Below are 26007 nucleotides of genomic sequence, written 5' to 3'. Positions count from 1 at the left end.
TGGCGCGATGATCCCGCATTGAGGTAACACATGAACGCAAATAATCGCCGTCTGACAGGCGCGCTGCTGCTGGGCGCCGTCGCGCTGTTGCTGCTGCCGTGGTACAGCCTGGAAGCAGGCTTTTTCGATAGCGGCTGGCTGCTTAACCTGTGGCGTGATGAAGCCAGCGCGCCGGCACTGTGGCAGATCGGCAGCCATCCATGGCTGGCGCTCGCCGTGGCGCTGCTGGCGCTGTGCGCCGCCTGCGGTTTACTGCCCGGCAGCGCACGCAGCCGGTTGCTGCTGCTGTTCAGCGCGCTGGGCGTGATCTTCCTGATTGTGGAAGGGCACGCGATTGGCTACAGCGGCTGGAGCTGGCTGTGGCTGGAAAACCGCTTCGGCGCGCTGCCGCAGGGACAGCCAGCGATGGGCGCTGGCGCACTCCTGCTGCTGACCGTGTTTTTGCTGCTGTTCTCGTTTGCGCTGGCCGAACGCGGTGTGCTGAAAGGCGACGCCTTTGTGGTGGCGTCGCTGGTGCTGCTGACTGCGCTGGTCAGCATCTTCGTACTCTATCCGGTGCTCAGTATGTTTGTGGTGTCGGTGCAGGACGTTGACGGCAGTTTCAAACCGGACGGTTTGATCAGCAATCTGCAGGACCCGTCGATATGGAGCCTTGCCTGCCTGAAAGGTGGCACCTGCGGCACCGCGTGGCGCACGCTGTGGCTGGCGCTGATGACCGCCAGTGGTTCGACGCTGCTGGGTCTGGCCTTTGCCCTGGCGGCAACGCGCACGCCGCTGCCCTGCAAGAAAGCGCTGCGCATGCTGACCATTCTGCCAATCATCACGCCACCGTTCGTGATTGGTCTGGCGCTGATTTTGCTGTTCGGTCGCTCGGGCGTGGTGACGGAGCATCTGGCGGCGCTGTTTGGCATCGAGCCCGGCCGCTGGCTGTATGGCCTGACCGGTATCTGGATTGCCCAGGTGCTGTCGTTCACGCCGATTGCCTTTCTGGTGCTGATTGGCGTGGTTGAGGGCGTCAGTCCGTCGCTGGAAGAGGCGTCGCAAACGCTGCGCGCTAACCGCTGGCGCACCTTCAGCCGCGTTTCGCTGCCGCTGATGGCGCCGGGTCTGGCCAATGCCTTTTTGATCAGCTTCATCGAAAGCATGGCCGATTTTGGTAATCCGATGGTGCTGGGCGGCAGTCACGGCGTGCTCTCTACCGAAATTTTCTTCTCGGTGGTAGGCGCGCAAAACGATCCGAGTCGCGCCGCGGTGCTGGCGATGATCCTGCTGTGCTTCACGCTGGCCGCCTTTGTGCTGCAGCGGCTGTGGCTGGGTGGCAAAAACTTCGCCACGGTGACCGGCAAGGGCGACGGCGGCAAACATGGTCAGCTGCCGCGTCTGCTGCGCTACGGCGTGTACGGCATGGTGATTCCGTGGGGTCTGTTTACCCTGGTGATCTACGGCATGATTGTGGTGGGCGGCTTTGTGCAGTCGTGGGGCCTGAACGATGCGCTGACCATCGAACACTACGTGCGCGCTTTCCGCGTCAGCGTCAGTGACGGTCATCTGCTGTGGAGCGGCGTGGCGTGGAACTCGTTCTGGACCACGCTGGAAATAGCCCTGATTGCCGCACCGCTCACCGCCGTGGTGGGCCTGCTGACCGCCTGGCTCATCGTGCGGCAGAAATTTGCCGGTCGTCAGACGTTTGAGTTCCTGCTGATGCTGAGCTTTGCCATTCCCGGCACGGTGATCGGCGTCAGTTACGTGATGGCCTATAACCTGCCGCCGCTGGAGATTACCGGCACCGCAATGATCCTGATTGCCTGCTTTGTGTTCCGCAATATGCCAGTCGGCGTGCGCGGCGGTATCGCAGCGATGAGCCAGCTGGATAAAAGCCTTGATGAAGCGTCACTGACGCTGGGTGCCAGCAGTTTCCGCACGCTGCGCAAAGTGGTGCTGCCACTGCTGAAACCGGCGATAAGCGCGGCGCTGGTGTATGCCTTTGTCCGCGCCATTACCTCGATCAGCGCGGTAATCTTCCTCGTCAGCGCTCAGTACAACATGGCGACGTCCTACATCGTCGGGCTGGTGGAGAATGGCGAATACGGCGTCGCCATTGCTTATTCGACAGTACTGATTGTGGTGATGCTGCTGATCATTGGCGTGTTCCAGTGGCTGGTGGGCGAACGTCGCCTGCGCCGCGTGGCGCGCCCGGTGGACGTCGCCGCGCCACCTGCTTCCCCTTCGTTAACTCAGGAGAGTGCCGTATGACCGCGATTACTGCTGGTTCCGTGGTGTTTGAACACGTCGAAAAACGCTTTGCCGGTTTTACCGCGCTGCCGGATTTATCGCTGACGGTGGAGCCAGGTACGCTGGTGACGCTACTGGGGCCTTCCGGCTGCGGTAAAACCACCACGCTGCGCCTGCTGGCCGGCCTGGAACATCCGACTTCGGGGCGTATTTTAATTGGTGGCAAAGACGTAACGCATCTGCCAGCCAACGAGCGCGACGTGGCGATGGTGTTTCAATCCTACGCGCTGTTTCCGCATATGAGTGCGCTCGACAACATCATGTACGGCCTGCAATCGTCCGGCATGAGCAAAAAGGAAGCGCAGGATCGTGCGCGCGAAGGGCTGAAACTGGTCGGGCTGGAGAGTCAGGGGCAGCGGCTGCCGTCCGAACTTTCCGGCGGGCAGCAGCAGCGCATTGCGGTGGCGCGCGCGCTGGTGCTGGAGCCGCAGGTGCTGCTGCTGGATGAGCCGCTCTCCAATCTCGACGAGCGCCTGCGCCGCCGGGTGCGCACGGATATTCGTGATTTGCAGCAGCGGCTGGGCTTCACGGCGGTGTATGTCACGCACGACCAGGAAGAGGCGCTGGCGGTGTCGGATAAAATTATTGTCATGAAAGAGGGCGATATTGCTCAGCAGGGCGCGCCGGAAAGCCTGTATCACGCGCCCAATTCGGTGTTCATCGCTGACTTTATGGGCGAAGCCAATATTCTGCCGTGCGAAGTCGAACAGGTAGAAGGCAGCGAAGCGCTGGTGCGACTCGGCAGGCAGCGCTATCGCGTACGCGGTAACGGCGTTGCGACCGGATCCGCGCAGCTGTCGGTCAGACCACAGTTCATTACCCTGCACAGCGGTGCTGAAGGCGCACTGCGCGGCGAGGTGACGCATGCCACCTGGCTGGGCGATCACATCGAATACGAGGTCAACACGGAACTGGGCTCGCTGTTTATCGTCGATGCGCAGATGGAGCAGCAGCTGCCGCTGGCCGCACGGGTGGCGATTGATTTTAAACCTCAGGGTCTGGCCCTGATTGCCGGTTAATTTAAGGATAACGCATGAGTGATACGAAAAATGACGCGCTGCAATCGCGTCTGCTGCTGGCCGAACGCGTCGCGCGGGCGGGCGGGGAGAAGGCGCTGGCCTACTTCAATCAGCGTGACACGCTGGTGGTCGAAACCAAGCACGACCTGCAGGATGTGGTATCACGCGCTGACCGCGAGGTGGAACAGATGATCGACCAGCAGATTCGCGCCAGCTTCCCGGACGACGGTTTTCTTGGCGAGGAGTACGGCCTGCAGCCTGGCACGTCAGGCTATACCTGGGTGGTCGATCCGATTGACGGTACCAGCCCGTTCCTCAACGGTATGCCAAACTGGTGTGTTTCCGTTGCGGTGCTGCATGACGGCGTACCGGTGATTGGCGTGATCTTTGCGCCGACCTATCAGGAGTGCTACGTCGCCGCGCTCGGCCAGGGCGCAACGCTGAATGGCCGCCGTTTGCAGGTGGATCCGTCACGTACGCTGCAAAATCACGTGACCGGCTTTGGCGCTAATAGCTATGTCAGCCCGGAAGAGGTGGGCCGCCTGCTGGCGTCACTGCTGGCAGCGGGGGGCAACTTTATCCGTATCGGATCTGGTGCGCTGATGCTGGCGTGGGTGGCAGCCGGACGCGTGGTGGGCTATTTCGAACCCTATATGCACGCGTGGGATTGCCTGGCCGGTTACTGTCTGGTGAAAGAGGCCGGCGGCTGGTATCACCCGTTTAACACCGAGGGCGATCGGCTGTTAAAAGGCGCGCAGGTGCTGGCGGTGGCGCCGGGTGCGCAGGCAGAGCTGAGGCGGATTGCCGGCGTTTAAGTGGTGCATTTCACGGCCGCGCGGCGTTTTCCGGGTCGCCATCCATGGCGACCTTACAACGCTTGCGCTGTCGTTACTGGATAATCGCTGATTTTTAACGGTTACGTGGTGACTTAAACCGCCACGAACTCGCGGTATCCCGACCAAATCACATACACCGCGAAATAACAGAAAATCAGCGCTGAGGCGAGATACGAATATTTCAGCAGGCGCTCGCCTAACAGCTTTCCGCCCATGCTGCCGATCAGGCAGATCACACAGGTCCACACCACCCCGGCGAGGAAAAACCCGCTGAGAAACCACGAAGTTGCTCCGGCATCACTGTGGCCGATACGGGCTATCAGCGCGCCGCCCACGCTGGCGAACCACAGAATCGCCGTCGGTGACGACATCGCCAGCACGATGCCGCGCCGAAATTCGCGCAGCAGTGAACGATAAGGCTGGGTTTCAGCCGTGGGAATATCGATTTTTTTGGCCAGCGCGGCGTAAAGCATTTTAGCGGCAAACCACAACAGCAAGATGCCGCCGCCAATCCATAGCAACCAGCGCACCGGCGTAAACTGCAGTATCACCGCCATGCCAGCCATCGCCAGCAAGGCGTAAATTAAATCGCCTACGCAGGTGCCCATGCCCAGCCAGAAACCGTGCAGATAACCGCGCTGCATCGCCAGCGTCAGCATGGCGATGTTGGCGAGTCCGATATCCAGACACAGCGATAAACTCAATAAAAAACCATTAGAAAACGGCAGCATAACGTCGTGACCATCCCTGAGTTCGGTAAAGGAAAGATTAAAGCATGCGTGCCGGGGCTTTTTACACTGCTTCCTGCCATCCATAACCAAACGCTATGACCTATTAGCAAAGGCACAATTAAATAAACCGATTTGTGAAGCCGATCGGCCTGCGCAGCTTTGTGCGCAGGGAATGCCACTATAGTCGTTAACGAGACGTTAACAACGTCCGTTTCAATACAAAAAAATCAACCTGGTTTGGGCGCAGGCCCGTGAAAATTCCGATTATGGTGGAAAGACAATGAGTGGATACCCAAAACCGGCAACAGGCGGTTTAGCAACAAACTTAACCGTGGCAATATCACTGGCTCTATTGACTCTGGCGGGGAGTGCTATGGCGCAGAACACGGAACATCATCAAACAGCATTAGTCGGCACCTGGACCAGTATTCCGGATGCCCCTGCGGTACAAAAGCCGGATCGACCCAGTGAAGGTTTGTATCGCATGCAGGTCAACAGCGACGGGACGCTCAAGCCGCTGGAGGTGATCAGGATGAAAAGCCCGTCGTGGATCGTTAAATCACGCGACGGGCGGTTTGCTTATACCACCAATGAGGAAAATGCCGGTGCCGTTACCGCGCTGGCGATCGATAAACAGGGCGCAGTGCAGGTGCTGAATCAGGTCGACAGCCACGGCGAGCAGCCGACGCACGCCACTCTCAGCCCGGACGGCAAATTCCTGTTTGTCGCCAACTATTCGGTGGCGAAAGGCGGAGCAGGGGTAACGGTGTTCCCGATTGCGTCGGACGGCAAGCTGGGCGAACAGGTCCAGCATTTCGCGTTCAGCGAGGGGAGCGGCGTGGTAAAAGATCGGCAGGATGGCGGCCATGCGCACTCCACCACCTTTACCCATGATGGTCGCTATCTGTATGCGGCCGATCTCGGTGACGACAAACTGCACGCCTATCGCTACCACGCGGATCGGCGGGAGCCGCTGCAGGCGGATACCAGCCGTGATGTGAGCTTTGCGCCAGGTGCGGGTCCGCGCCACATGGTGTTCTCCGCCGACGGTAAACACGCTTATGTGATTACTGAAATGGCGGGCGAAATCGTGGTGTTCCGCGTCACTGATGACCGGCTGGAACGGCAGGCACAGGTGGCGCTGAATACGCAAAACAGCAGCGCCGCCTACAAAAGCGGCGGCGGCATCATTCTCAGCCCGCAGGGTAAATTCCTGATTGCCGCTAACCGCGGATCTGACAATCATCTGCTGGTGTTTAAGATTGCCGCCGATGGCAGCCTGACAGATGCACAGCGCTATGCCGCCGACGGTATTGAGCCGCGCGCGCTGGCGTTTGATAACAGCGGTAAACACCTCTATGTCACCAACGTGTTTACCAACACCATTACGCTGTTTGATTTTGATGCGCACAGCGGCAAGCTGAGCGCGCGCGGTGTGGCGGCGAAGCTGGCAACGCCAACCGACATCAAATTCTTTAACTAGCTGCCCTTTCACTCATCCGGTGCGCGTGACGGCGCACCGTCTTCCGCCATAGCCGACAGCGCGCTTTCCAGCGAGGCCGGAAACATCTGGCCGTGACTGAGCCCGGGAAACAGCTGGAAGCGAGCCGCCAGGCCGTTCTCCTGCATGCCGTCGAGGGTGGTGCGAATCCGGCTCAGCACATCGCTGACGCCGGGACGTGATTCGCCGTTGCCTTCCATCAGCACCAGCTGCTTCTGCTTAAACGATGCGGGCGTCACCGCCGCCATTTGCTGCAACAGCGTTGCGTCGCCGCGCAGGGAAGGACTGGCGGCAAAATAGTGCTGGAAAAATCCGGAGGTCAAGTAGCTGTCCAGCACAAACAGCCCGCCGTAAGAGTGGCCCCACAGCGCACGCTGCTGCGCATTGATCGGCAGATGCTGTTCGGCACGCGGCGCGATAGTCTGTTCCAGCAACTGGCGGAAGGCGGCACTGCCGCCGGCTGGGCGGCCGCGACGATCCTGCACCTGCTGCGGCGGGGTGTAATCCAGCGTGCGCGCAGCGAGATCGAACGGCAGCGGGGTCTGATAGCCTACCGCCACCAGCACCGGCGGGTTGCCTGCCGCCAGCTTCTGCAACAGTGCTTCGCTGAGATGGTTCATCACGGCGTTGCCATCCAGCATATACAGCGCCGCGTAACCTGTGGCCGGTGCCGGTTTACGTGGCACCGCCGTCCACACCTTGTAGTGGCGCTGGCCGTCAGCGGAATCAAAAGTGTTAACAGTGAAGCGATACCAGGCAGAGCCTTTGTCGGCAATATTGGGTCCGAGCGGCGTCATATCAGGCCGGGCGAAACCGACAGCCGGATTGAGCAGCAGGCTCAGCAGGGTGAACAGCGGAATGATAAAGCGATAAATCATGGCGCTTCCTTACTAGCTGGCGAGTCAATTACTTCCGTGTCACAGCGAAAGCGCCAGACAGATTAGTGATAATGATTATTAATTTCAACAACCATTTTGCACCGTCATGCGCCGTGCGGAAGTGTAAAGATTTCGTCAGGATCGCCGATAACTTAGCGGTATAATACCAGCGAGGATAGTCAGGATGATTAACGGTATCGGACCGGGTAGTTTCTCACCGCTCCATCTCAGCAGCGCCAGCGCACGCGTGACCAGCAGCACGGCAAGCAATGCGACCCGGCAAAATAGTCTGACGGCAGACGCCTCAGCGAAAGTCACCTTTAGCGAAGCCACCGACGCCATCTCTGCGGTGTACCAGATGACACCGGCGCGCGTCACCGCCAGCACGCTTCTATCGCCTGATATGCAGACGCAGGCGATGGGTGCGCTGCGCAGCTCGGGCGTCAGCATGAACGGCATTGGCAGCGCGCTGCTGAGCGCACTGACGCAGCAGCGTGACGATGTCACCATCAGCGTACCGGCCAGCGGCGGCGCGCAAACTGACACGCAGAGCGCGGTGGCACTGGAGATTACCACTCAGTCCGGCGTGAGCCTGACTCTGCAGATGACGCGGCAGCAGGATGGCGTAGCGGTGGCACTGAAAACCACTCACGGTAAGCTGAGCGATGACGAAGCTGCGGCAATTGCCAAACTTTCTGGCGCGCTGGAGAAAACCCTGAGCGGGCTGGATAACGGCAACGGTAAACTGGATGTCGGTGACCTGCTCAGTTTTGACAGTAACCAGCTGGCCAGCGTTGATCTGAAAACCGACCTGCGTCGCAGCGGCGAAGTGATGCAGTCGCTGAATCTGCATGCCGACCCGGGTTCACGCTGGCTGGGTTTCCATAATGCCGACGCCAGTTTCAAACTGACGACGGACATGCGCAGCCTGGCGCAGGCCAGCAACGCCGGTCAGCAGCAGAGCGCCCTGGCGCAGTGGAGCGCGAAATTTGATCAGGCCGCTTCGCGCGGTCACGGCGATCGCGCGGCGCTGGCACTGTTTAAGCAGGGTTTCGAGACCTTAAACAGCACCAGCGCGGCGGCCGGCGTGGCGATGCGCACCCCGCAGGCGATCACCGTAGGCGCGCATGCGGCGCAGGCCGGTGCCATCAGCGGCCTGGCGGATTTCTCGGCCAGCTATCACCAGACGGCGCGCTCCAGCAATCCGCTGAAGCCGGAAGAAGAAGATACTTTCGCTCTGGATGTGGCGCAGCGCAGCAGCCAGCAGAAGAACGGCGATACGCAGCGCATGACGCAGGAAACCCTGTTTAAGCTAAACGCCAGTTTTCATACCGCGCTAAGCGCCAGTTCGCCGCTGGCGCTCAATGAAACCAAAGAGTCACAAAACTATCACTACCACCAGATTCACGATGAAACGCGCAGCACCACTGAGGTGACGCAGGATGCGCAGGGCAATCTCACCGCCCGTTTCGCCCGGCAGCTGACGCAGCAGGAAACGGTGAAGACCTATCAGCTGGCGAAGCTGATTGACAGCACCAGCACACCGCACAGTGAGAAGAGTGAATCGACGCGCCACTACTCCCCGGCGATGTATCTGGCGCAGGCGTAATACCAGGATAACGTAATGCCCACTTTATTGCGCCAGCCCATGGCGCAATAAAACAATAATGTCATTTATCACTATCGATAGCGGAATTAATACTTAAGATTATTCACCCGTGTCACTCAGCGTAATAACCTTGTATCTCCGCGCCCGCTAACGCCTTCTTATCCCTGATAAATTCTTTATTCTCTTTCTGCATGCCGTTTGCCGGATATAGCATAACCGCGCTCTTTACCGCTGTTATTCCCGCTGATTATCATCGCGCTCAATCTGTTATTAAATTACGGCTCTCTGCCCTGGCAGAATGAGCCTGTGAATCACAGCAAAATAAAAAGTGAATCCAGCGATGACGCAAATCAGGGCTCAACAACTTCAGCGCGCGGCGGTGATTACGTCTGACGCGGCGGCAATCGACGCTGCCCGCCACCTGGCGGAACAGGCGAAAGCCGGGGCAGCCGAACGCGACCAACAGCGTATCTATCCGCGTGAACTGCTCGATCAGTTCACCCAGCTGGGGCTGGGCAGTATCAGCGTGCCGCGCCAGTTTGGCGGCGGCGGTTTGTCGTTTGGTACTGTGGCGGAGGTGTTCCGCCTGATCTCCGCCAGCGATCCGTCGCTTGGCCAGATTCCGCAAAACCACTTCGGGCTGATCCAGTTCATCCTGGGGGAAGGCAGCGCGCAACAGCAGCAGCGCCTGCTCAGCGCGGTGGTACAGGGCCAGCGGCTCGGCAACGGCGGTCCGGAAAAGAACAGCAAGCATACGCGTGATGTGCAGGCGCAGCTGGTGTCAGGCCCGGAGGGTTTACGGCTCAGCGGTGAAAAGTTCTATTCCACCGGTGCACTGTTTGCCGACATTCTGGTGACCACCGCGCAGCAGGAGGGCCAGCCGGTGATGGCGTTCATTCCGCTGCCGGCGGCAGGGGTGGAGATTATCGATGACTGGTCGGGTATCGGTCAGCGCACCACCGCCAGCGGCACGGTGAAGCTCCAGCAGGTGGCGGTCGATGCCGGTTTGACCATCGCGCTACCGTCCCCCGATAAGCCAACGCTGCGCGGTGCCGTATCGCAGCTGATCCAGGCCGCGATTGACGCCGGGATCGCCCAGGGCGCGCTGGATGAGGCGCTGGCGTTTATTCACAGCAGCTCGCGTCCGTGGGTGGACGCGGGCGTGAGCCGCAACGCAGACGATCCTTACATTCTCGCCGATGTCGGGCGTATCAGCACCGAACTGGGCGCCGCCAACGCGCTGCTGGTGCGGGCGGCGCGCGTACTGGACAGCATTGACCCGCACGCGCTTACCGCTGCGCACTGCGCGCGCGCCTCCATCGCGGTTGCAGAAGCCAAAGTGCTGACCACCGAAATTGCGCTGAAAGCCAGCGAAAAGCTGCTGGAGTGGAGCGGCAGCCGCGGCACATTGCTGAAGCATGGGCTGGATCGCCACTGGCGCAACGCGCGCACCCATACGCTGCACGATCCGGTGCGCTGGAAAACGCACGCCATCGGCAACTATTACCTCAATGATGTTCTGCCCGCGCGTCATGCGTGGATTTAAGGAGCGATGATGACGCAGGTTTTCGCTAAACAGCCGGCAGCACGCATCCGCAGTGCGCAGCAGGCCCTGCAGGTGGCAGAGGAGCTGGCTGAACGCTTTCGCAGCGGCGCAGCGCAGCGCGATCGGCAGCGTGAGCTGCCACATGCTGAACTTCAGCACTATTTCCAGTCCGGCTTAGGCGCCATTACCGTGCCGCGTGCGTGGGGCGGCATTGAGATTTCCAGCGCAGAACTGGCGCAGATTTTTGTCATGCTCAGCGCTGCCGATGCATCAATCGGTCAGGTGCCGCAAAATCACTTCTACGCGCTGGAAGTGCTGCGCGTTAACGGCAGCGACGCCCAGCAGCAGCGGCTGTACAACGAAGTGCTGGCGGGCGTTCACTATGGTAACGCGCTGGCGGAGTTCGCCTCTGCGGCGGCGCATCAGCGCACCACCGCCTTCAGCCAGACCACCAGCGGGCTGCGCCTCAACGGCGACAAATTTTACTGCACCGGGGCGCTGTTTGCCGACCGCATCCCGACGCTGGCCATCGCCGATGACGGCAAAGAACAGCTGGTGTTTGTGCCGCGCCATCAGCCGGGCGTGACGGTGATTGATGACTGGAGCGGTTTCGGCCAGCGCACCACCGGCAGCGGCAGCGTGCAGTTTCGTGATGTGGCGATCGCGCCGGACGATGTGGTGCCGTTTCACAGCGCGTTTGAGCGGCCGACCACCGTCGGACCGTTTGCCCAGATTATGCACGCGGCCATCGACCAGGGCATTGCCCGCGCGGCCTTCAACGACATGCTGGCCTTTGTGCAGCAGCGCGCGCGGCCGTGGCCGGACAGCGGCGTCGAGCGAGCCTGTGACGATCCGCTGACGCTGGATCGCACCGGGCGGCTTGCCGCACGACTCAGCGCCGGTGATGCGTTGCTGGATGTCGCCGGGGAGGCGGTCGATATCGCCCAACGCAACCCGAGCGCTGAACACGTCGCGCTGGCATCGGTTGAAGTGGCGAAAGCGCGTGCCTGGACCACTGAGGTGGCGCTGGAAGCCGGCAACCTGCTGTTTGAGCTGGGCGGATCGCGCGCTAGCCTGCGCGAGCACAATCTCGATCGCCACTGGCGCAACGCGCGCACCCACACGCTGCATGACCCGGTACGCTGGAAATATCCGGTCATCGGCAACTATCTGCTTAACGGCGTGCTGCCACCGCGACGGGGAACGCTATGAGCCGCAAACAGATTCTGCTCAATGCTTTTAACATGAACTGCGTGGGGCATATTCACCATGGCATGTGGACCCATCCACAGGACCGCTCGGTGGAGTTCAATTCGCTGGCGTACTGGCTGGATTTAGCGCGCCTGCTGGAGCGCGGCCTGTTCGACGGACTGTTTATTGCCGATATTCTCGGCGTTTACGATGTGTATCAGCAGGGTATCGGCCTGACGGCGCGCGAGTCCATTCAGCTGCCGGTGAACGATCCGCTGATGCTGATTTCCGGCATGGCCAGCGTGACGCAGCACCTGGGCTTTGGCGTGACCGCCAATCTGAGCTACGAAGCCCCTTATCCTTTTGCCCGCCGCCTGTCGACGCTCGACCATCTGACCAATGGCCGCATCGGCTGGAACATCGTGACCGGCTATCTCGACAGCGCGGCGCGCGCCATGGGGCAGCAGCAACTGCTGGCGCACGATCGGCGCTACGACCAGGCCGATGAATTTCTCGATGTCACTTATCAGCTGTGGGAAGGCAGCTGGCAGGACGATGCGTTGCTGGCCGACAAACAGCGCCGGCTGTATGCCGACGCGCAGAAGATTCACGCGATCAATCATCAGGGTGAATTTTATCAGGTGCAGGGCTATCACCTGAGCAGCCCCTCGCCGCAGCGCACGCCGCTGCTGTTCCAGGCAGGCTCATCCGCACGCGGCGTGGCGTTTGCTGCGCGGCACGCCGAGTGCAGTTTCGTGAATGCCAGCTCGCCGGCGGCGCTGCGCGAGCAGGCGCAGCGTCTGCGCCACGCGGCGGTGACGGCGGGTCGTCAGGCGGACGACTTACGCATCTTTATGGGCGTCAGCGTGATCGTCGCCGCCAGCGAACGCGAAGCGCAGGAGAAGCACCGCAGCTATCTGGAATACGCCAGTGCCGAAGCCGGCATTGCGCACTTCTCCAGCTCAATTGGCGTCGATCTCGCCGCGTTTGGCCTCGATGAACCGATTCACAGCGGCGACACGCGCGCCATTGAATCGGTGAGCAAAGCCTATAACGGCTGGACGCGTCGCCAGCTGCTGGAGCAGCACGCGCTTGGCAGCCGCTACCCGGTGATTGTCGGCAACCCGTCCCAGGTCGCCGACCAGTTGATCCGCTGGATTGATGAAGGTGACATCGACGGCTTCAATCTGACGCGCATCCTGAATCCGCAAAGCTACCGCGATTTTATTGAGCTGGTGGTGCCGGAACTTCAGCAGCGCGGCCGCTTTAAAACCGCTTATCAGCCGGGATCGCTCCGGCAAAAAATTTTTCAACAGCAGGATCGTCTGCCCGCGCGCCACCCGGCCGCGCGCTGGCGGCCTGCGGCTGACGTTCGTTAATTTAACCTCAGGGAGTCAGGATGAAATTTGCCTCATTAGTGGCGCTGAGCGCCGCAATATTAACCGCCAGCGCGTTTGCCGCCGGTGACTACAGCGGCGCCCTCAAAGTCGGTACCACGGCGGCTTTCGCGCCGCCGCTGGAAACCGCCGTGGCTGAAGCGAAAAAGCAGGGACTGCAGGTGGAGCTGGTGGAGTTCACCGACTGGACTGCGCCGAACGTGAGCGTGGAAAATGGCGACATTGACGTCAACCTGTTCCAGCACAAGCCGTTTCTTGATAATGCCAACCGCGAGGGCGGTTTCCATCTGGTGCCGTATGCGCCCGCCATCATCAATAACATCGGGCTCTATTCGAAGAAGCACACGGCAATCGATCAGATTCCGGACGGCGGCACGGTGGCGATTGCCAATGACCCGATTAACGGTGCGCGCGGATTGCTGCTGTTGCAAAAAGCGCAGCTGATTACGTTAAAACCGGGCAGCGGGCTGAAATCCACCGTGGATGATATCGCCAGCAATCCCAAACACCTGAAAATCATCGAAGTGGAAGCAGTGCAGCTGTCGCGCTCGCTGGATGAGGTCGACCTGGCGCAGGGGTATCCGCACTATCTGCGTTTGTCGAAGACCATCGACCCCAACAAGGCCCTGTTATTTGATGGCCTTGAGCATCCGGAATATGTGATTCAGTTCGTGATTCGTGACGGACATCAGGACGATCCGCGTCTCAAAAAGTTTGTTGATATCTATCAGCACTCGCCGGTGGTGCGCGCGAAGCTGGATGAGTTCTACGGCAAGCTGTATCAGCCGGGCTGGAGCCAGTAATCATGGTCAGCCTGACTCTTCCTGGCGAGCAGGCGGCGCTGCACACGACGACGCCGGTGGCGGGCCGTGCGCATGTGCAGATCCGCGGGCTGAGCAAACGCTATGACGGCCAGTCGCAGGATGCGCTGAAGCACATCGACCTGCAGGTTAAACGCGGCGAAATTTTTGGCATCATTGGCCGCAGCGGCGCGGGCAAATCGACGCTGATCCGCTGTCTGAACCGGCTGGAAAATCCGACGCAGGGTGCGGTGGTGATTGACGGTATCGATCTCAGTTCACTGAGCGCCAGCCAGCTGGTGCAGTGGCGGCGCCGCACCGGCATGATTTTTCAGCACTTCAATTTACTGTCCGCTAAAACGGTGCGGCAAAACATTGAGCTGCCGATGAAGGTGGCTGGCATACCGGCGGCGCAACGGCGGCAAAAAGTGGATGAGCTGCTGGCGCTGGTTGGGCTGGAAGCGCGCCAGCATGCCTGGCCGGCGCAACTCTCCGGCGGGCAGAAGCAGCGCGTCGGCATTGCGCGCGCGCTGGTGCACGATCCGGAACTGCTGCTGTGCGACGAGGCAACCTCGGCGCTGGATCCGGAAACCACGCGCGCCATCCTCGCGCTGCTGAAAAAAATCAATCAGCAGCGTCATATCACTATTGTGCTGATCACCCATGAGATGGACGTGGTGCACGACCTGTGTCACCAGATGGCGGTGATCGATCAGGGTGAAATCATTGAGCGCGGTCCGGTGTGGCAGGTGTACAGCGATCCGCAGCATGAGACGACGCGGCAGTTGCTCAATCCGCAATTCGGCGCGCTGCCGGAGGCCATCCAGCCGCTGCTGACGCCGCAACGTCAGAACGTGGACTCGCGTTTGCTGGTGCGGCTGCGCTACAGCGGGAAGGGCGCGCAGCCGGATCTGGCGGCGATCAGCGCACAGGTCAGCGGTGAGCTGACGCTACTGTATAGTGCGGTTGAATGGGTCGATCGCAAACCCACCGGCCAGCTGTTGCTGCTGCTGGATGCCCGCCACGACGCGCCGGCAGCCCTTGCCGCGCTTCATCCGCTGGCGGACCAACTGGAGGTTGCAGGTTATGTCACTGGCTATTGATCGTTTATGGCAGGGGTTGCTGGATACGCTGCTGATGGTCGGCGTGTCGTCGCTGCTGGCGCTGCTGATCGGTTTACCGATGGCGGTGATTCTGGTGGTAACCGGGCGCGGCGATCTGTTCCCCAATCCGCTGCTCAACCGGCTGCTGGGCTGGCTGGTGAACCTGTTCCGCTCGATTCCGTTTTTGATTCTGATGGTGGCGCTGATCCCGTTTACCCGCTGGATTGTCGGCACTACCTACGGCGTCTGGGCGGCCGTGGTGCCGCTGACGCTGGCGGCGACGCCGTTTTTTGCCCGCATCGCGGAGGTGAGTCTGCGCGAAGTGGATAAAGGGCTGACGGAAGCGGCGCAGGCGATGGGCTTTCAGCGCTGGCATATTGTCTGGCACGTGCTGCTGCCGGAAGCGCGGCCTGGCATCGTCAGCGGTTTTACCATTACGCTGGTGACGATGATTAATGCCTCGGCGATGGCCGGTGCGATCGGCGCCGGCGGGCTGGGCGATCTGGCTTATCGTTACGGCTACCAGCGTTTCGATATGCAGGTCATGCTCACGGTGATCGTGGTGCTGGTGGCACTGGTCACGCTGCTGCAGCTGTGTGGCGACCGGCTGTCGCGCCGGCTGAACCATCGCTAAAGGCGTTTTACCTGATCTGCAGGCCGTCAAGCGCCGCCAGCAGCGCGTCAACCTTCGGCAGTAGCTGTTTGCGCCGTGGCCAAATCACCGACAGCGGCAGACCGTCCGGCTGCTGATGCGGCACAATCACTTCCAGCGCGCCGCTCGCCAGCGCGTCACGCACCAGCCAAGACGGCATTTGCGCCACCCCGAGGCCAGCGCACAGCGCCTGCATTTGTGCATCCACGTCGCCCAGCGCCATGCGAGACGGCACCTGGCGCCAGTGCGGATGTCCATCCTCCGTGGTGAACAGCCACGGCTTGGTGCTGCCGTCAACGCGCTCGTACAGAATCGCCCGATGCCGCAGCAACTCACTCTCGCTGGTTGGTCTGCCTGCGCGCGCCAGATAGTCCGGCGCGGCGCAAAACACCATACGCTCGCGGCCCATCGCCCGGCAGCCGAGCGAGGCGGGCAGATCCGGCGAACCGCCGATGCGCACCGCGACATCAATGCCCTCATCAAACAGATCAATAAAGCGATCCGAGAAGGTCAGGCTGAGTTCCACATCCGGATGCTGCTGACAGAACGGAATCAGCAGCGGCATGACGCCGAGCCGGCCATAGGTATTGGGCACCGCCAGCCGCAATCGCCCGGAAGGAATGGTGCGCTGCGCCGCCAGCACTGCTTCGGCTTCCGCCAGCTCCTCCATAATGCGCAGGCAGGTCTGATAATAGGCGCTGCCGGCGTCGGTGAGCGTCAGACTGCGGGTGGTGCGCTCCAGCAGACGTGAGCCGAGCCGCGCTTCCAGCCGCGTCACGCTTTTGCTGATGGCGGAACCGGTCAGGTGCAGACGCTCAGCGGCAGCGGCAAAACTGCCGCTTTCGACACTGGCGACAAAAGGAACGATGTCTTTCAGACGCTGATCGTGCATGTATTAGTGAATCCAGTTCAGGAATGATGTGAATTAATGCCACGGCTAAGAATTTAATTCTCTATTACGCTAAGGATAACTGCAACAGAGGAGATTCGACATGCAAAAACAGGCGTTAATCGTGGGAATCAGCGGGGTTATCGGTCGTGCGCTGGCGGAAAGGCTGCAAAGCGAGGGCTGGCAGGTAACCGGTTTGTCGCGCGGACGCGGTGCCATTCCGGAAGGCTGCCGCAGTCTGACGGCCGATCTGACCGATGCAGAAGCAGTGCGCAATGCGCTGGCGCAGGAAAAACCGGATGCGCTGTTCTTTAGCGTCTGGTCACGCCAGGCGAATGAAAAAGAGAACATTCGCGTTAACGGCGGCATGGTGCATAACGTCATTGCCGCGCTCGGCGAGCGGCTGAACGGTGCGCATGTGGCACTGGTGACCGGGCTGAAGCACTACCTCGGTCCGTTCGAAGCGTATGGCAAGGGCGCGGTCCCGGTGACGCCGTTCCGCGAAGAGCAGGGACGTCAGCCAGTCGATAACTTTTACTATGCGCAGGAAGACGAAGTGTTTGCCGGCGCAGAGCAATATGGCTACAGCTGGAGTGTGCACCGTCCACACACCATCATCGGTTATGCATTGGGTAACGCCATGAACATGGGGCAGACGCTGGCCGTTTACGCCACGCTGTGCCGTGAAAAAGGCTGGCCGTTTATCTTTCCCGGCTCGCCGCAGCAGTGGAACGGTCTGGCCGATGTCACCGAAGCCGGTTTACTGGCGGAACAGCTGCTGTGGGCAACCAGTGCTGAAGGGGCTGCCAATCAGGATTTCAACGCGGTGAACGGCGATGTGTTCCGCTGGAACTGGCTGTGGCCGCGTCTGGCAGACTATTTCGGTATTGAAGCTGCAGACTATCCGGCGCAGATGATGCCGCTGGAAGGACGCATGCAGGAAGCCGCAGCGGCATGGCGTGAGATCGCTGCGCGCTATCAGCTGCGTGAAGCGGACATCGATAAACTGGCGTCGTGGTGGCACACCGATGCGGATTTGGGTCGGCCGATGGAGGCGTTTACCGATATGAGCAAGAGCCGTAAAGCCGGCTTTACCGGCTATCGCGCCACGCTGGATTCCTTCACCCAGCTGTTCGACCGGCTGCGTGCGGAGCGCATCATTCCCTGATAGCGTCACTGGCCGGCGCCGTCAGGCGATCTGCACCCAGCGCCGGCCAAGCAATACGGTCAGCACGATGATGCTCACGATGGCCGCCAGGTGCTGCAGCAAATCCAGCGCATGCAGGTGCACCGGATGACAGAACGCCAGCAGGCTTACCGCCATGCAGGCGACGCCCAGGCCCGCCATGGCCAGACTGCGGGCCGGATAGAGCGCCCGCGTCCGGCGCAGACTGATGATGGTCAGCAGCAGCATCGGCAGACTCACCACCAGCAGGAAAACAAAGCACGGCAGCGTGTCGTGCTGCTGCAGCGGCGTGGCCGTCTGCAGCAGACTGCTGGCGCTCAATCCCAGCCACAGCAGGCCCGGCGGCAACAGCAGCTTTGCGCTGATGCCGCGCCGGCCGGCAATGCTGAGTTCAAAGGCGCTGCGCATCGCCAGCAGCCCGAGGATAAACGCAAGCATCAGTTGCAGCGCGGCCTGCATCGCGCCGGTCTGCGACCAGTCGGTCAGAGTGCGCGGCACCAGCAAACTGGCCGCGATGCCGGCCGGTAGCGCCAGCGCCAGCCAGCCCAGCACGCGTTTTCCGGTCGCCGGCGGGCGTTTCACCGGGCGCAGATCGCGCCCCAGTTTTTCAATCAGCAAATGATGGTCAGTCATGGTTTGCTCCAAAGCGGCGCAGATTGATGAGCGCGCGGTGCAGCAGCGATTTCACCGCCGATACGCTCAGATTATGGTGTGCCGCCGCCTCGTTCAGGCTCATTTCATGCAAATGAACATGCTCAACGATTTCGCGCTGACGCAGCGGCAGCTGGCTGAGATAGCCCGCCAGCTCCTGCCGGGTGTCCAGCTGCTGCTGTTCTGCCGTGCTGGCGGGATCGGCGGCCTGAGCGTCGTCAAGCGTACAGTGATGCTGGCGGCCGCGGCGGCGCAGGGCATCAATCGCGCGTGCCGAGACTATCGCCGTCAGCCAGGGCAGAAAAGGGTAAGCGGGATCGTAGGTGTGGCGCACGCGATGCAGCGTGAGCAGCACATCCTGAATCACATCTTCCGTTAAGGCTTCATCGCTCAGCCTGCGCCGCACCTGCGCGCGTATCACCGGCACCAGCGCCCGCAGCAGCCGGGTATAGGCACACTGATCCCCGGCCTGCGCGCGTTCCATCAGTCCGGGCCAGTTTTCACGTGCGCTATCGCCTGTGTGCATACGCTGCCTTGTTGCCGTTACGTCTTCTTCGCTGCCGCCTGGTTTAACGCATCCACTACGATGCCGGGTGTCAGCACCTGCGGCAGTACTTTCGGTGGTCCGCCATCAGCCGGATACACCAGGTACATCGGTAAACCGCCCTGACCAAACTCACTCATCACGTCATCAACGTCCGGGTTAAATTTAGTCGAGTCTGCCACCATGTACAGCGTACCGGTTTTCGCCAGTGCGGTTTTCACCGCCTGGGTCGACAGCGAGGTCTTCTCGTTCACCTGACAGGTGATGCACCATGATGCGGTAAAATCGACAAAAATCGCTTTGCCATGCCCGCGCTGAGCGGCCACCGCCTGCGGCGTCCACGTCTGTTTGCTGACCTGCGCCTGCACATCGGCTTGCAGCGCCGCGCCTGGCTTGATCAGCCCCGGCAGCGGCGCGATCACCGCAATCAGCAATATCGCCGTGACGCTGAACAGCGCTTTGTGCCCTTTTCCGGCAAAGCGGCGCTGCTGCGCCATGCCATACAGCCAGCCGGCAAACGCCAGCACCACCGAGGCGGCCAGCACAATAGCCAGCGCGCTGCTGCCCGCCTGCTGGGCCAGAATCCACACCAGCCAGGCCCAGGCACCCAGCATGGGAAAGGCCAGCCCGCGCTTAAGGATATCCATCCAGACGCCAGGACGCGGTAAAAATCGCGCCAGCGGCGGGAACAGCGACAGCAGGGTAAAGGGCGCGGCAAAGCCGAGCGCCAGCGCAAAGAAAATGACCAGCGCAACCGCAGGGGGCTGCACCAGCGCGTAGCCGATGGCGCTGGCCATAAAGGGCGCGGCGCAGGGCGTGGCTACGATGATCGCCAGTGCCCCGGTCAGCGCGGAACGCAAAAAAGCGCCGCGCTGGATGTCGATGGCCCCGACGCGCTGCACCGTTAGTCCCACCTCAAAGACGCCAAGCAGGTTAAGCGCGGCAGCCAGCATCACCAGCGACAGCAGGGCGATCACCAGCGGTGACTGCAGCTGAAAGCCCCAGCCGACCGCGGCGCCACCCGCGCGTGCGGCCAGCAGAATGCCGGCCAGCGCCATCATGGTCACCAGCACGCCGAGCAGGAAACCGAGGCCTTCACGGCGCGCGCTGGCAGCCTGGCTTTGATGGCGTAGCAGGCCAAGCGCTTTCAGCGAAATCACCGGAAAGACGCACGGCATGAGGTTGAGGATGATGCCGCCCAAAAAGGCGGCCAGCATCGCGGTTAACATGGCTGCCCTCTCACTTACTGCGCTTGCGGATGCGCAGCGTCATACTCTTTCACCGCCGCCAGCGCTTTTTCGATATGGGTATCCGGGTTTCTGTCGGTATAGCTCAGCAGAATATTGCCGTTGGGGGCAATCACATAAGAGGTGCGGTCAGACAGCGTTTTGCCTTTTATCTGCATCAGCGTTTTATATTCGGCGGCCACTTTGGCACCCGGATCGGCAGCTACGGCGAATTTGTCACGACACTCCAGCTTAGAAAAATCGCTGATCTGCTCGGTGTTACCGGCCGTGACGCCGATCACCGTGGCGCCCATTTTTTTGAAATCATCCGTGGCTTCGGCGAAGTCGTGCGCCTCAATGGTACAACCCGCGCTGAAGGCCGCCGGGAAGAAGTAGAGCACCACCGGCCCTTTTTGCAGCGCCTGCTGCAGCGAGAAAGTGAGCGGCTTACCGGCCAGCGCGCCCTGAAGTTCAAAGTCAGGTGCTTTGGCCCCGACGGGCAGCGCCGCGCTGGCAGCGAAGGCGGCGAGGCTCAGCGTGGTGCCGAGGGTGAGGGTAGCGATGAGATGCCTGATAGTTGTCATGATCTGCTCCTGCGGTGAAAGAGGTCCGGTTAGGGGTGTTCAGCCAGACAGTTCGCCGCAGTCGGTAAAAAGTTGCGCGGAGGGCAAAAAAAAGCAGGGAAGATCCCTTTTTCCCGTCTCGTTTATTTATTCTTTGCGTGAAATCCTTACAATAATCGCCTGATGTTTTTTTAGGTTTTAGATATGTCTTCAACGTCTTGCGATAAACAGAACAGTGAAACCCAGCAGCTGCTGGCCTCCCTTGAACAGCACATTGCCGAGCCGGCACCCCGGGTGCAGCCGGTACCGGAAGATTTCTGGCAGCAGCTGGAGACGCTGACCCACGGCGACGACGCCTGACTCAGTTACGCGGCTGTATACCCTGGCACACCATGCTGAGGGTGTGCTGCAGAATCATTTCGGTATCAAAGCCCGGCTCGTGGGCAAAGCGGGTAAAGGGCACCAGTACCATGCTGAGAATTGAGGTCATCAGCACATCGACATTCAGCTGGTTATTCAGTAATCCCTGCTGCTGCCACTGAATCAGCAACGCGCGAATCCGTTCGCGTCCGGCATGACCGTGACGCTGTTTCAGCGTGCCGCCCAGCCCCTGACCACTGGCGACTTCCTGCAGCCACAGCGGTGCGAACCAGTCATGACTCAGCACGATATCCGCAAACTCTTTAATAAATCCGCTGATCGCAGCGACAGGGTCACTACTCTCTTCGACAAAATGCGCTTCCAGCCGTTGCCGTAACGGCACAAAGCGTTCCGCGACCACGGTATCCAGCAGTGACTCGCGCGATTGAAAATAGTAATTCAGCATGGCCGGGCTGACGCCAGCTTTACGGGCTATGGCGTTGAGCGAGGTTTCCGCGATGCCGTTTTGCGCATACAGCGCGAGCGTGATGTCCAGCAGGTGCTCGCGCTGCTGGGCATTGATTGCGCCGCCGCGTGGACGGCCCGGCCGGCGGGGTTTATCAGAAGGTGTTGTCTCGCTCTCCATCACTTTTTGTGCGGTCATCTTTACGTACTCACGGGTTTCGTGTCAGACTTCGGTTAATATTAATTGTGCATTTAATTAATTTCAAACGGTGTCGTTATGAAACCTCAATCTATCACATCGCAGCGCGACAGCGGGGCAACCCGCCCGCCTTCCATTCGCCTGCTGATGGGCGCGCTGATGCTGGTGATGCTGCTGTCCGCGCTTGATCAGACCATCGTCTCGACCGCGCTGCCGACTATCGTCGGCGAACTGGGCGGGCTGGATCGCCTGTCGTGGATCGTCACTGCTTACATGCTGGCCTCAACCCTGGTTGTACCGCTGTACGGCAAATTTGGCGATCTGTTTGGCCGCCGAACGGTGCTGCAAATCTCGGTGGTGCTGTTTTTGCTGGGCTCGGCGCTGTGCGGGCTGGCGCAAAACATGCCGCAGCTGATTTTTACCCGCGCGCTGCAGGGACTGGGCGGCGGCGGATTGATGGTGGTGAGCATGGCGGCGGTCGCGGATGTCATTCCGCCCGCCGATCGCGGCCGGTACCAGGGCCTGTTTGGCGGCGTGTTTGGTCTGGCGACTGTGATTGGGCCGCTGCTGGGCGGTTTTATCGTGCAGCACATGTCCTGGCGCTGGATTTTCTACATTAATCTGCCACTCGGCCTGCTGGCGCTGCTGATCATTAATGCGGTGTTTAAAGCGGATAGCCGACGCAAACCCCATGAAATCGATTATCCGGGTGCGGTGTTTCTCAGCCTGGCGCTGGTGGGCGTGACGCTGTTTACCAGTGAAGGCGGCACGCTGCGCGAATGGTCAGATCCCCAGCTATGGTGCATTCTGGCCATGGGGCTGGTTGGCGTGTCGGGATTTATCTATGAGGAGCGACGCGCGTGGGAACCGATCATTCCGCTCGATCTGTTCCGCAATCGCAGTTTTTCCCTCGCCAGTCTGATGGCGTTTATTATCGGCATGGCGTTGTTTGGCAGCGTGACGTTTTTGCCGCTTTATTTGCAGGTAGTAAAAAACGCCACGCCCACCGAGGCCGGACTACAGCTGTTACCGCTGATGGGCGGGCTGCTGGTCACCTCGATCATTAGTGGTCGCATGATTAGCCGCAGCGGGAAATACCGTTTGTTCCCCATCGCCGGGACGCTACTGGCCACAACCGGGATGGCGCTGATGACCACGCTGACGCTGGATGCGCCGCTCTGGCACATTTATCTGTTCTCCAGCGTGCTCGGCATGGGAATGGGCATGACTATGCAGGTGCTGGTGCTGGCGGTGCAAAATGCGGTGACGCCCGATCGCATCGGCGTAGCGACCTCATCGGTTACGCTGTTTCGCTCGGTGGGCGGTTCGATCGGCGTTGCGCTGTTTGGCGCTGTGTTCAGTCACGTGCTGAAATCCGGAGCGACCCGACTGATAGAGCAGGGTAACGTGCTGCCGCCTTCGCTGGATCCGGTCGCCGTGAACCATTTGCCTGCAGCGCTGCGTCAGGCTTATTTGCTGGTGTTCAGTGATGCGGTGCATGCCGCATTTCAGATGGCCGCCGGCGTTATGCTATTGGCTTTTATACTTTCGCTGCTGCTGCCGGAGTTGCCGCTGCGCGATAACGTGCGCAAATAAGCTTTCCGGTTATTTCGCAGCAGGTCCGTCGGTCAGGCTGCGGAATAAAATTTAAACGCAATTTGCCGGATAAATATGCGCTGTCGGCGCAAAGCAGCAAAAGATATAGATTTTTATCCTAAATACATAGCGTTACCTTTATGTAAACTTAGGTAAAAATAGTGAAGACAGCGAGAATTCGGGCGGAGACGCTTTATTTCTGCAACTTCTTTACGGTATAAATCTGCTATCCCTGTTATCCACTGTGAAACGTCACCCTATGATTGCTACTGCGGCCCGCAACCTGATTGCCTGCCTGATGTTATTAACCCTGGCTGGCTGCTCGTCTCACTCCTCGCCAGCACCGGAGCAGGAAAGTGTTGATACCTCGCAGGACGGTGGTAAACAGCCCGATTTAATTCCGGTAATAGCCGCTTTGCACGATCAAATGCATTCGTGGGAAGGCACCAAATATCAGTGGGGCGGAACGCAATTATCCGGCGTTGACTGTTCCGGATTTGTCTGGCGCACCTTAAAAGATCGTTTCAATATTCCCATGGATCGCGTCACAACGCGTGAACTGATTGCCATGGGTAAGCCGGTTGATCAGGCGCATTTACAGCCTGGCGACTTAGTGTTCTTCCGCATTAAGCATGAGCTGCACGTCGGCTTTTACGACACCGATCGCCAGTTCCTGCACGCCTCAGTCAGCCAGGGCGTGATGCGCTCGTCACTGAATAATCCGTACTGGAAATCGGTATATTTAGAAGCCAGACGACTTCCGCGCGAGCAGAATTCGCAGATCAGTTTCAATTATAAAAATAAAGTCTGAGGTCAGACATCCCTCCACAAAGCCGCGGCGCGACGTTTTCGCGCCCGTGCTCAGACCCATCCTGCCGTCAACCATCCGTCCCCTGTTTCAGTGGCAATTCGCCTTCAACATGATGGCTGCTTTAACGCTCTGTGCCGCTTTATGGGCATTGAGATCTAATCAACCTATTGATTATAAATAAAGAATTTAAATATCATGCATTAACAATTAGTGCGATCATAGTATTCGCACTAATTATCAATTTTGTAATAGTAATCATGGTTATTATTATCCCCATCGAAGGCGCAGCGCCTTCTCATCAAACGCTAAGGAATATGACCATGAAAGCTATCAAAACACTGACCATTGCCGCCGCCGCCGCGCTTTCCCTGATGTCTGCTGCAAGCTTCGCGCAAACCGTTTCAGCCACCTCCACCACACTGGATGGTGCTGAAGCGAAAATTGCCGCTCAGGCTCAGCAGCAGGGTGCGCAATATAAAATTCTGGAAGCCAGCACCAACAACCTGGTGCACATGACCGCTGAACTCTACAAATAACGGATGGTTGCTCAGGGATGTGCCAGAACGGGTCGCCTGACGGGCGGCCTTTTTTGTCGTGCAGTCAGGCTCGCAGCGTATCAATCATTCTGGCGAAATTGCTGAATTTGCAGCGCAGACTGTCTGGCAGGAGAACGCAATATGCTGAACAACGTGGATATCAACCGGCAGGCGCTGGCTTTTGCCGATGCATTACGCACGCAACGCCATGCTCACGTTCCGGTGATTCGTTTTGCCCACTGGCCGCAATTTATCGCAACGGTGCGCGCTGAGCTGGCGCAACCGGGCAATCAGAAATAATTAGCACGATCACGATAACCGCACTAATTATCAATTGCAGTATAGTAACTTGAGTTATTATTAGTTCCATCGAAGGCACACAGCCTTCAGCCACAACCATTAAGGAATAAGACCATGAAAACCATTAAAGCTATGTCAATCGCCGCTGTTGCCGCTCTTTCACTGATGTCAGCTGCCAGCTTTGCCCAGAGCGTAACCGTGACTTCCTCTACGCTGGACGGTGCAGAAGCTAAAATCGCCGCGCAGGCGCAAGAGCAGGGCGCTCAGTATAAAATTACTGAAGCCAACACCAACAACCGCGTGCACATGACGGCTGAACTGTATAACTAAGTTCAGACTGCTTAACTGCGTTAAGGCCGCCTTCGGGCGGCTTTGCTGTTTCCGGCCCGGCTGAAAGCTATCAAAAGCAGCAGGCTGGCGTTCGAAATTTGACCAATCCTGCTCAGCGGGCGCAACAGGCGGAGCCCAGGCGTTTATCCACAGGATAAGCCAGCCTCTTTGCACGTCAGTTGTGGATAACTGCTTTAATATCAAACCGTCAGGCGATAAACGCTGAGTGGATTTCCCGACTTACCCGTCGGTTATTTTGTCAGAAATGAATCCGGTTGCGGCTAAATAAACGCGAAGCGGGAGAGTTTATTTCACCATTTCAAAACACATTAGGTTTGCGTAATCTGCACCGTTATTTTTCCGCGTCGTCGTCAAAATGGCGAGAGGGAATCAGATTTTTCTCTTTATCAACCGGCGTTCTTTTCGACCGGCCTTTGTCCAGCAGGCAGTCGCGGCAACAGGTTATTTGCGGATGGTGGATACGCGCTACCGTCAGCGCCTGATGCACAGTATACAAAGAGCCGATAAAGCGCTTCTCTTCCTCAAATTCCAGGACGTAACAGCCTTTTTTATGCAATACCCAGCCGGCGTCCGGATCGTGACATAAATAAAAATAGTGCGGTTCTAACATAACTTACTCTCGGGCGAGTGATAGCCATCGAATAGATAATCGGTGATGTGTCTAAATTAGAGACGCATTCAGTCTACGCCGATGATGACCTGCGGGGCTAATTGATTTAATGACTTTCGGATTAGACCTGAAATGACCGGACCAGCATGAATAATGTGCCGGTCC

General features: G+C 59.4%; 27 protein-coding genes. 18 read left to right on the top strand and 9 right to left on the bottom strand.

Annotation, left to right across the window (positions count from 1 at the left end):
- The first annotated feature begins 30 nt into the window (after positions 1-30).
- From K7H94_RS21245 to K7H94_RS21235, 3 genes are read left to right on the top strand one after another with little or no spacing between them, the layout of a single operon-like run.
- Positions 31-2253 (top strand): ABC transporter permease, encoded by a 2223-nt coding sequence (locus K7H94_RS21245; protein WP_058781082.1) that lies wholly within the window; start codon positions 31-33, stop codon positions 2251-2253.
- Complete coding sequence (locus tag K7H94_RS21240) at positions 2250-3311, top strand: ABC transporter ATP-binding protein (RefSeq protein WP_021508950.1); 1062 nt, start codon at positions 2250-2252, stop codon at positions 3309-3311. Before K7H94_RS21245 ends, K7H94_RS21240 begins: the two co-directional genes overlap by 4 nt.
- A gap of 14 nt (positions 3312-3325) precedes the next feature.
- Entirely contained in the window at positions 3326-4126 is an 801-nt protein-coding gene (locus K7H94_RS21235) for an inositol monophosphatase family protein (protein WP_021508951.1), read from the top strand.
- Between the two features lie 113 nt (positions 4127-4239).
- Here the strand turns inward: K7H94_RS21235 and K7H94_RS21230 are convergent, their stop codons facing one another.
- Positions 4240-4878 (bottom strand): LysE family translocator, encoded by a 639-nt coding sequence (locus K7H94_RS21230; RefSeq protein ID WP_222952166.1) that lies wholly within the window; start codon positions 4876-4878, stop codon positions 4240-4242.
- A gap of 280 nt (positions 4879-5158) precedes the next feature.
- Here K7H94_RS21230 and K7H94_RS21225 point away from each other — a divergent pair, with 280 nt between their 5' ends.
- Positions 5159-6361, top strand: coding sequence for a lactonase family protein (locus K7H94_RS21225; protein WP_420874733.1), 1203 nt, complete (start codon positions 5159-5161; stop codon positions 6359-6361).
- A gap of 8 nt (positions 6362-6369) precedes the next feature.
- Here the strand turns inward: K7H94_RS21225 and K7H94_RS21220 are convergent, their stop codons facing one another.
- The gene (locus K7H94_RS21220) at positions 6370-7257 is read right to left on the bottom strand and encodes an alpha/beta hydrolase (RefSeq protein WP_222952164.1); all 888 of its coding nucleotides are present in this window, start codon (positions 7255-7257) and stop codon (positions 6370-6372) included.
- Between the two features lie 184 nt (positions 7258-7441).
- Between K7H94_RS21220 and K7H94_RS21215 the strand changes: the two genes are divergently transcribed.
- From K7H94_RS21215 to K7H94_RS21185, 7 genes are all read left to right on the top strand, one after another.
- Positions 7442-8866: a hypothetical protein gene (locus K7H94_RS21215; protein WP_222952163.1), complete on the top strand. Its 1425-nt coding sequence runs from the start codon at positions 7442-7444 to the stop codon at positions 8864-8866.
- 340 nt (positions 8867-9206) lie between these two features.
- Positions 9207-10412 carry an SfnB family sulfur acquisition oxidoreductase gene (locus tag K7H94_RS21210; RefSeq protein WP_222952162.1) on the top strand — a complete coding sequence of 402 codons (1206 nt, stop codon included), beginning with the start codon at positions 9207-9209 and terminating at the stop codon, positions 10410-10412.
- A gap of 9 nt (positions 10413-10421) precedes the next feature.
- Positions 10422-11624: an SfnB family sulfur acquisition oxidoreductase gene (locus K7H94_RS21205; protein ID WP_222952402.1), complete on the top strand. Its 1203-nt coding sequence runs from the start codon at positions 10422-10424 to the stop codon at positions 11622-11624.
- Positions 11621-12982: an LLM class flavin-dependent oxidoreductase gene (locus K7H94_RS21200; RefSeq protein WP_222952161.1), complete on the top strand. Its 1362-nt coding sequence runs from the start codon at positions 11621-11623 to the stop codon at positions 12980-12982. The genes K7H94_RS21205 and K7H94_RS21200 overlap by 4 nt, the downstream gene beginning before the upstream one ends.
- A gap of 20 nt (positions 12983-13002) precedes the next feature.
- Positions 13003-13803 carry a MetQ/NlpA family ABC transporter substrate-binding protein gene (locus K7H94_RS21195; protein ID WP_021508960.1) on the top strand — a complete coding sequence of 267 codons (801 nt, stop codon included), beginning with the start codon at positions 13003-13005 and terminating at the stop codon, positions 13801-13803.
- A 2-nt stretch (positions 13804-13805) separates the two neighbouring features.
- The gene (locus K7H94_RS21190; RefSeq protein ID WP_222952160.1) at positions 13806-14903 is read left to right on the top strand and encodes a methionine ABC transporter ATP-binding protein; all 1098 of its coding nucleotides are present in this window, start codon (positions 13806-13808) and stop codon (positions 14901-14903) included.
- Positions 14887-15537, top strand: coding sequence for a methionine ABC transporter permease (locus K7H94_RS21185; protein ID WP_021508962.1), 651 nt, complete (start codon positions 14887-14889; stop codon positions 15535-15537). The genes K7H94_RS21190 and K7H94_RS21185 overlap by 17 nt, the downstream gene beginning before the upstream one ends.
- A 7-nt stretch (positions 15538-15544) precedes the next feature.
- Here K7H94_RS21185 and K7H94_RS21180 read toward each other — a convergent pair whose 3' ends face one another.
- Positions 15545-16447, bottom strand: a complete 903-nt coding sequence (locus tag K7H94_RS21180) for a LysR family transcriptional regulator (RefSeq protein WP_222952159.1) — start codon at positions 16445-16447, stop codon at positions 15545-15547.
- A gap of 100 nt (positions 16448-16547) precedes the next feature.
- Between K7H94_RS21180 and K7H94_RS21175 the strand changes: the two genes are divergently transcribed.
- Positions 16548-17612, top strand: coding sequence for an SDR family oxidoreductase (locus K7H94_RS21175; protein ID WP_058781094.1), 1065 nt, complete (start codon positions 16548-16550; stop codon positions 17610-17612).
- A 21-nt stretch (positions 17613-17633) separates the two neighbouring features.
- Here the strand turns inward: K7H94_RS21175 and K7H94_RS21170 are convergent, their stop codons facing one another.
- From K7H94_RS21170 to K7H94_RS21155, 4 genes are read right to left on the bottom strand one after another with little or no spacing between them, the layout of a single operon-like run.
- The gene (locus tag K7H94_RS21170) at positions 17634-18263 is read right to left on the bottom strand and encodes an NrsF family protein (protein ID WP_141495885.1); all 630 of its coding nucleotides are present in this window, start codon (positions 18261-18263) and stop codon (positions 17634-17636) included.
- Positions 18256-18807, bottom strand: a complete 552-nt coding sequence (locus K7H94_RS21165) for a sigma-70 family RNA polymerase sigma factor (protein WP_088517367.1) — start codon at positions 18805-18807, stop codon at positions 18256-18258. Before K7H94_RS21165 ends, K7H94_RS21170 begins: the two co-directional genes overlap by 8 nt.
- Before the next feature lie 17 nt (positions 18808-18824).
- Complete coding sequence (locus K7H94_RS21160; RefSeq protein ID WP_215801059.1) at positions 18825-20054, bottom strand: protein-disulfide reductase DsbD family protein; 1230 nt, start codon at positions 20052-20054, stop codon at positions 18825-18827.
- 14 nt (positions 20055-20068) lie between these two features.
- Complete coding sequence (locus tag K7H94_RS21155; RefSeq protein ID WP_021508968.1) at positions 20069-20635, bottom strand: peroxiredoxin; 567 nt, start codon at positions 20633-20635, stop codon at positions 20069-20071.
- Between the two features lie 183 nt (positions 20636-20818).
- Between K7H94_RS21155 and K7H94_RS21150 the strand changes: the two genes are divergently transcribed.
- Positions 20819-20974 carry a hypothetical protein gene (locus K7H94_RS21150; RefSeq protein ID WP_193750267.1) on the top strand — a complete coding sequence of 52 codons (156 nt, stop codon included), beginning with the start codon at positions 20819-20821 and terminating at the stop codon, positions 20972-20974.
- Between the two features lies 1 nt (position 20975).
- Here K7H94_RS21150 and K7H94_RS21145 read toward each other — a convergent pair whose 3' ends face one another.
- Positions 20976-21638: a TetR/AcrR family transcriptional regulator gene (locus K7H94_RS21145; RefSeq protein ID WP_215788071.1), complete on the bottom strand. Its 663-nt coding sequence runs from the start codon at positions 21636-21638 to the stop codon at positions 20976-20978.
- Between the two features lie 78 nt (positions 21639-21716).
- Between K7H94_RS21145 and K7H94_RS21140 the strand changes: the two genes are divergently transcribed.
- From K7H94_RS21140 to K7H94_RS21120, 5 genes are all read left to right on the top strand, one after another.
- Entirely contained in the window at positions 21717-23234 is a 1518-nt protein-coding gene (locus K7H94_RS21140) for an MDR family MFS transporter (protein WP_222952158.1), read from the top strand.
- A 259-nt stretch (positions 23235-23493) separates the two neighbouring features.
- The gene (locus K7H94_RS21135) at positions 23494-24045 is read left to right on the top strand and encodes a C40 family peptidase (protein ID WP_021508972.1); all 552 of its coding nucleotides are present in this window, start codon (positions 23494-23496) and stop codon (positions 24043-24045) included.
- Between the two features lie 320 nt (positions 24046-24365).
- Positions 24366-24581, top strand: a complete 216-nt coding sequence (locus K7H94_RS21130) for a YdgH/BhsA/McbA-like domain containing protein (protein WP_059009207.1) — start codon at positions 24366-24368, stop codon at positions 24579-24581.
- Positions 24582-24722: 141 nt separating this feature from the next.
- A complete protein-coding gene (locus K7H94_RS21125) occupies positions 24723-24881 on the top strand; it encodes a hypothetical protein (protein WP_164861079.1) in 159 nt (52 codons plus the stop codon).
- A 114-nt stretch (positions 24882-24995) separates the two neighbouring features.
- A complete protein-coding gene (locus K7H94_RS21120; RefSeq protein ID WP_058770290.1) occupies positions 24996-25211 on the top strand; it encodes a YdgH/BhsA/McbA-like domain containing protein in 216 nt (71 codons plus the stop codon).
- 352 nt (positions 25212-25563) lie between these two features.
- Here the strand turns inward: K7H94_RS21120 and K7H94_RS21115 are convergent, their stop codons facing one another.
- Positions 25564-25842 (bottom strand): hypothetical protein, encoded by a 279-nt coding sequence (locus K7H94_RS21115; protein WP_222952157.1) that lies wholly within the window; start codon positions 25840-25842, stop codon positions 25564-25566.
- Positions 25843-26007: the final 165 nt, after the last annotated feature.

It is taken from the genome of Pantoea dispersa, from assembly GCF_019890955.1.
GTDB classification, from domain to species: domain Bacteria; phylum Pseudomonadota; class Gammaproteobacteria; order Enterobacterales; family Enterobacteriaceae; genus Pantoea; species Pantoea dispersa.
This window is presented reverse-complemented; position numbering and strand designations above follow the sequence as displayed.

Coding starts and splice junctions, on each gene's coding strand:
- K7H94_RS21245 (WP_058781082.1), top strand. CDS start 31: ATGAACGCAAATAATCGCCGTCTGACAGGCGCGCTGCTGCTGGGCGCC.
- K7H94_RS21240 (WP_021508950.1), top strand. CDS start 2,250: ATGACCGCGATTACTGCTGGTTCCGTGGTGTTTGAACACGTCGAAAAA.
- K7H94_RS21235 (WP_021508951.1), top strand. CDS start 3,326: ATGAGTGATACGAAAAATGACGCGCTGCAATCGCGTCTGCTGCTGGCC.
- K7H94_RS21230 (WP_222952166.1), bottom strand. CDS start 4,878: ATGCTGCCGTTTTCTAATGGTTTTTTATTGAGTTTATCGCTGTGTCTG.
- K7H94_RS21225 (WP_420874733.1), top strand. CDS start 5,159: ATGAGTGGATACCCAAAACCGGCAACAGGCGGTTTAGCAACAAACTTA.
- K7H94_RS21220 (WP_222952164.1), bottom strand. CDS start 7,257: ATGATTTATCGCTTTATCATTCCGCTGTTCACCCTGCTGAGCCTGCTG.
- K7H94_RS21215 (WP_222952163.1), top strand. CDS start 7,442: ATGATTAACGGTATCGGACCGGGTAGTTTCTCACCGCTCCATCTCAGC.
- K7H94_RS21210 (WP_222952162.1), top strand. CDS start 9,207: ATGACGCAAATCAGGGCTCAACAACTTCAGCGCGCGGCGGTGATTACG.
- K7H94_RS21205 (WP_222952402.1), top strand. CDS start 10,422: ATGACGCAGGTTTTCGCTAAACAGCCGGCAGCACGCATCCGCAGTGCG.
- K7H94_RS21200 (WP_222952161.1), top strand. CDS start 11,621: ATGAGCCGCAAACAGATTCTGCTCAATGCTTTTAACATGAACTGCGTG.
- K7H94_RS21195 (WP_021508960.1), top strand. CDS start 13,003: ATGAAATTTGCCTCATTAGTGGCGCTGAGCGCCGCAATATTAACCGCC.
- K7H94_RS21190 (WP_222952160.1), top strand. CDS start 13,806: ATGGTCAGCCTGACTCTTCCTGGCGAGCAGGCGGCGCTGCACACGACG.
- K7H94_RS21185 (WP_021508962.1), top strand. CDS start 14,887: ATGTCACTGGCTATTGATCGTTTATGGCAGGGGTTGCTGGATACGCTG.
- K7H94_RS21180 (WP_222952159.1), bottom strand. CDS start 16,447: ATGCACGATCAGCGTCTGAAAGACATCGTTCCTTTTGTCGCCAGTGTC.
- K7H94_RS21175 (WP_058781094.1), top strand. CDS start 16,548: ATGCAAAAACAGGCGTTAATCGTGGGAATCAGCGGGGTTATCGGTCGT.
- K7H94_RS21170 (WP_141495885.1), bottom strand. CDS start 18,263: ATGACTGACCATCATTTGCTGATTGAAAAACTGGGGCGCGATCTGCGC.
- K7H94_RS21165 (WP_088517367.1), bottom strand. CDS start 18,807: ATGCACACAGGCGATAGCGCACGTGAAAACTGGCCCGGACTGATGGAA.
- K7H94_RS21160 (WP_215801059.1), bottom strand. CDS start 20,054: ATGTTAACCGCGATGCTGGCCGCCTTTTTGGGCGGCATCATCCTCAAC.
- K7H94_RS21155 (WP_021508968.1), bottom strand. CDS start 20,635: ATGACAACTATCAGGCATCTCATCGCTACCCTCACCCTCGGCACCACG.
- K7H94_RS21150 (WP_193750267.1), top strand. CDS start 20,819: ATGTCTTCAACGTCTTGCGATAAACAGAACAGTGAAACCCAGCAGCTG.
- K7H94_RS21145 (WP_215788071.1), bottom strand. CDS start 21,638: ATGACCGCACAAAAAGTGATGGAGAGCGAGACAACACCTTCTGATAAA.
- K7H94_RS21140 (WP_222952158.1), top strand. CDS start 21,717: ATGAAACCTCAATCTATCACATCGCAGCGCGACAGCGGGGCAACCCGC.
- K7H94_RS21135 (WP_021508972.1), top strand. CDS start 23,494: ATGATTGCTACTGCGGCCCGCAACCTGATTGCCTGCCTGATGTTATTA.
- K7H94_RS21130 (WP_059009207.1), top strand. CDS start 24,366: ATGAAAGCTATCAAAACACTGACCATTGCCGCCGCCGCCGCGCTTTCC.
- K7H94_RS21125 (WP_164861079.1), top strand. CDS start 24,723: ATGCTGAACAACGTGGATATCAACCGGCAGGCGCTGGCTTTTGCCGAT.
- K7H94_RS21120 (WP_058770290.1), top strand. CDS start 24,996: ATGAAAACCATTAAAGCTATGTCAATCGCCGCTGTTGCCGCTCTTTCA.
- K7H94_RS21115 (WP_222952157.1), bottom strand. CDS start 25,842: ATGTTAGAACCGCACTATTTTTATTTATGTCACGATCCGGACGCCGGC.